Below are 2,405 nucleotides of genomic sequence, written 5' to 3'. Positions count from 1 at the left end.
GCCCGCGCCCGCGAAGAAGTCGAGGTAGGACTTCCCTTCGACATCCCACAGGCGGGCACCCTTGGCCGTGTCGAACACCACGGGCCAATTGCGGCAGTAGGAGCGGACCTCGGACTCGACGTCCTCGAAGATGGTCATTTCCTTCTCATCATCCTTCGGTCGGGATCGGGCCGATTCGATAGAGGATCTCTGATTCGTGTCCGTCGCCGAGAAGGGATCCGGGGAACAATTCCGTTCTCGACACTTCCGCACCGTTGCGGCGCGCGAACGCGGCGAACATCGCGTTCGACGCATCGTTGTCCGGCGTCACCGTCGTCTCCATGAAGCGGACGTCGGGCACCTGCGCGAAGAGCGTGTCCAGCATCCGGCCCGCCACCCCGCGTCCGCGGGCGGCGGCACCGACGGCAACTTGCCAGACGAGCAATGTTTCGGGGGCATCCGGACGGCGGTACCCCGTGACGAATCCCACGGGACGACCGTCGAGCTTGGCGATCACCGAGGTCGCGGAGAAGTCGCGGCACCAGAGGAGGTACGCGTACCGGGAGTTGACGTCGAGGACGCCGGACTCCGCCGCCATCCGCCAGAGGTCGACGCCGTCGTCGGTCGTCGGGGGCCCCACCGTGAGTTCGGGTTCGTCGCCGGGCGGATCCGAGGCTGCGGTGGTGGCTGCGGTCATGGCGAACAAACGTAACAGGGACATTGCCGGACTGCACCCGTCCACGATTGTCGACAACATTCGATCGGTGAGTTTCGTGATCGTTCTCACAACATCGTTTAATGCCGTGAAAATATGGGCACGGCTCCGCCCGGCGAATGCCGGCGCGGTCTGTGCAGGTGTATCGCCGGTTTCGCGGTCGGCCCGCCCGGTCCGGCGACGGGGCGGGCCCTACGGTGCGTGTCCGGTCACCACGTGCCGTCACTCGGCATGACGCTCACCACGCCCCCCACCTCGTCCGCACGATAGGGGGAGCCGCTCGGCGTCGCGAGGCGAGCAGGACGGTGGGTCCGATCGGTCGGACCGGAGCGGAGCGGGGACACGGAGCGGACGGGCGGGTCGTCCGCTCCCTCGCACGCCCTCGCGTCGGCCCGCTCGTGCCCGCCCGGCCCGGTCGGTCGCGCTCCCCCTCGACAGGCGGCCCGGCGAGATCGGCTCGAGTGCGAGGCGAGAGATCGGCGCGAGTGCGAGGCGACGCGACGCGGGTCGAGCCCCTGACGGGCTCCGGGCCGGGCAGGGCTCCGGCGCCGCTGGGCCCCGCCCGACGGGGACCGGGACGAGGCTCGGGCGGCGGACCTGCCGCTCGCCGCCCGACCTCGGATCGATTCTGCAGCCCGGCCTCCAGGGCGATGCCGTGAACGGCGACCTCGGGTCCGAAAACTCCCCCGAGGCGGGAATCGGTGGAGACCGGGCCCGCAAGGCCGGTTTCTTCAGAACCCGGCCGTCGCACGGGCACGGTTCACGGGCACCGGACAGATCGCAAGGAGATGTGCGGCACAGCAGCCCGGTCCCTCGCGGCCGCTCACCGCAACTCTTCGCGCTCCCCGAATCCTCGATCTCGTCATCGGGCCGCAAACGGAGCGGGAGTTTCCGAATTCCCGAAAACCCCGTTTCACCGAGCGCCTGCCTCGGTCCGTTCGAGCAGGCTCGCCGAGCGGACGCCGCGTCCGGCGCGCTCCGGACACGTCTTTCCGTCGGTACGCGCTATGCCGTAGGAAGGGAGAGCGTCCCCGGTCGAGCTCCGCGTGGAGGCGGTTTCGACTCGACGCGGGCGGGGAGCCGACGGTGTCCGCCGCCGAGTGCCCAGGAGGATCCGTGCCGACCACTCCGTCCGAGTCCACCGACGAGCCGACCGGCCCGGCGCCGGCCGAGCCGAACGAGCCGGTCGAGGCGCCGACCCGCGAGGTCGATCCGGGGACCGCCCGCCCCACCGACGACGGCCGCGACGAGCGCACCGACGCCGAGCGCGAGGCCGCGGAGTTCGGCGGGGAGTAGCGGACGGCGCCGTATCCCCGCGCCCACCTCACAGCCCCACCGACGGAGCGCTGCTCCGATCTCACCCCACCGCAACAACTCCGTGATCCGGAAACGCGGACGCGTTCCGGATGACACACCCTCGCAACGGCTCCGCCGTGCACTGGATCCCGAGCCGGTCACGGTCCGGCTCGAACCCCTCGATCCGGAGTCCCCCAGGAGCTGATCCGTCATGTCCCCGCAGCCGGCCACCCACCTGCGTCCCGTCCCCGACCCCGCACCCGTCACCGCCGAGCTCGACGGGGCGCACCGCTCCGTCGTGGTCGTGGGCGGCGGGCAGGCCGGGCTGTCGGTGAGCCGGTGGCTCACCCGGCACGGCCTGGACCATCTCGTGCTGGAGGCGAAGACCGCCGGCCACGAGTGGCGCGATCGGCGG

General features: G+C 71.0%; 3 protein-coding genes and 1 pseudogene. 2 read left to right on the top strand and 2 right to left on the bottom strand.

From position 1 onward, the window contains the following. A pseudogene (locus ACL02T_RS34770) lies at positions 1-138 on the bottom strand (diaminobutyrate--2-oxoglutarate transaminase); the annotation flags it as partial. Positions 139-148: 10 nt separating this feature from the next. After that, entirely contained in the window at positions 149-676 is a 528-nt protein-coding gene (gene ectA, locus ACL02T_RS34765) for a diaminobutyrate acetyltransferase (protein WP_412835074.1), read from the bottom strand. Positions 677-1,810: 1,134 nt separating this feature from the next. On the opposite strand from ectA, the gene ACL02T_RS34760 reads away from it, so the two are divergent. Both ACL02T_RS34760 and ACL02T_RS34755 read left to right on the top strand, forming a co-directional pair. Continuing rightward, positions 1,811-1,990: a hypothetical protein gene (locus ACL02T_RS34760; protein WP_412835073.1), complete on the top strand. Its 180-nt coding sequence runs from the start codon at positions 1,811-1,813 to the stop codon at positions 1,988-1,990. Positions 1,991-2,201: 211 nt separating this feature from the next. After that, positions 2,202-2,405: FAD-dependent monooxygenase (locus tag ACL02T_RS34755; RefSeq protein WP_412835072.1), on the top strand; the 204-nt coding region annotated here is incomplete at its 3' end.

Origin of the sequence: Pseudonocardia oceanicola, assembly GCF_047200735.1 — a bacterium.
Classification (GTDB): domain Bacteria; phylum Actinomycetota; class Actinomycetes; order Mycobacteriales; family Pseudonocardiaceae; genus Pseudonocardia.
The sequence above is the reverse complement of the archived record's forward strand: the minus strand, read 5'-3'. Positions and strand labels throughout refer to the sequence as shown.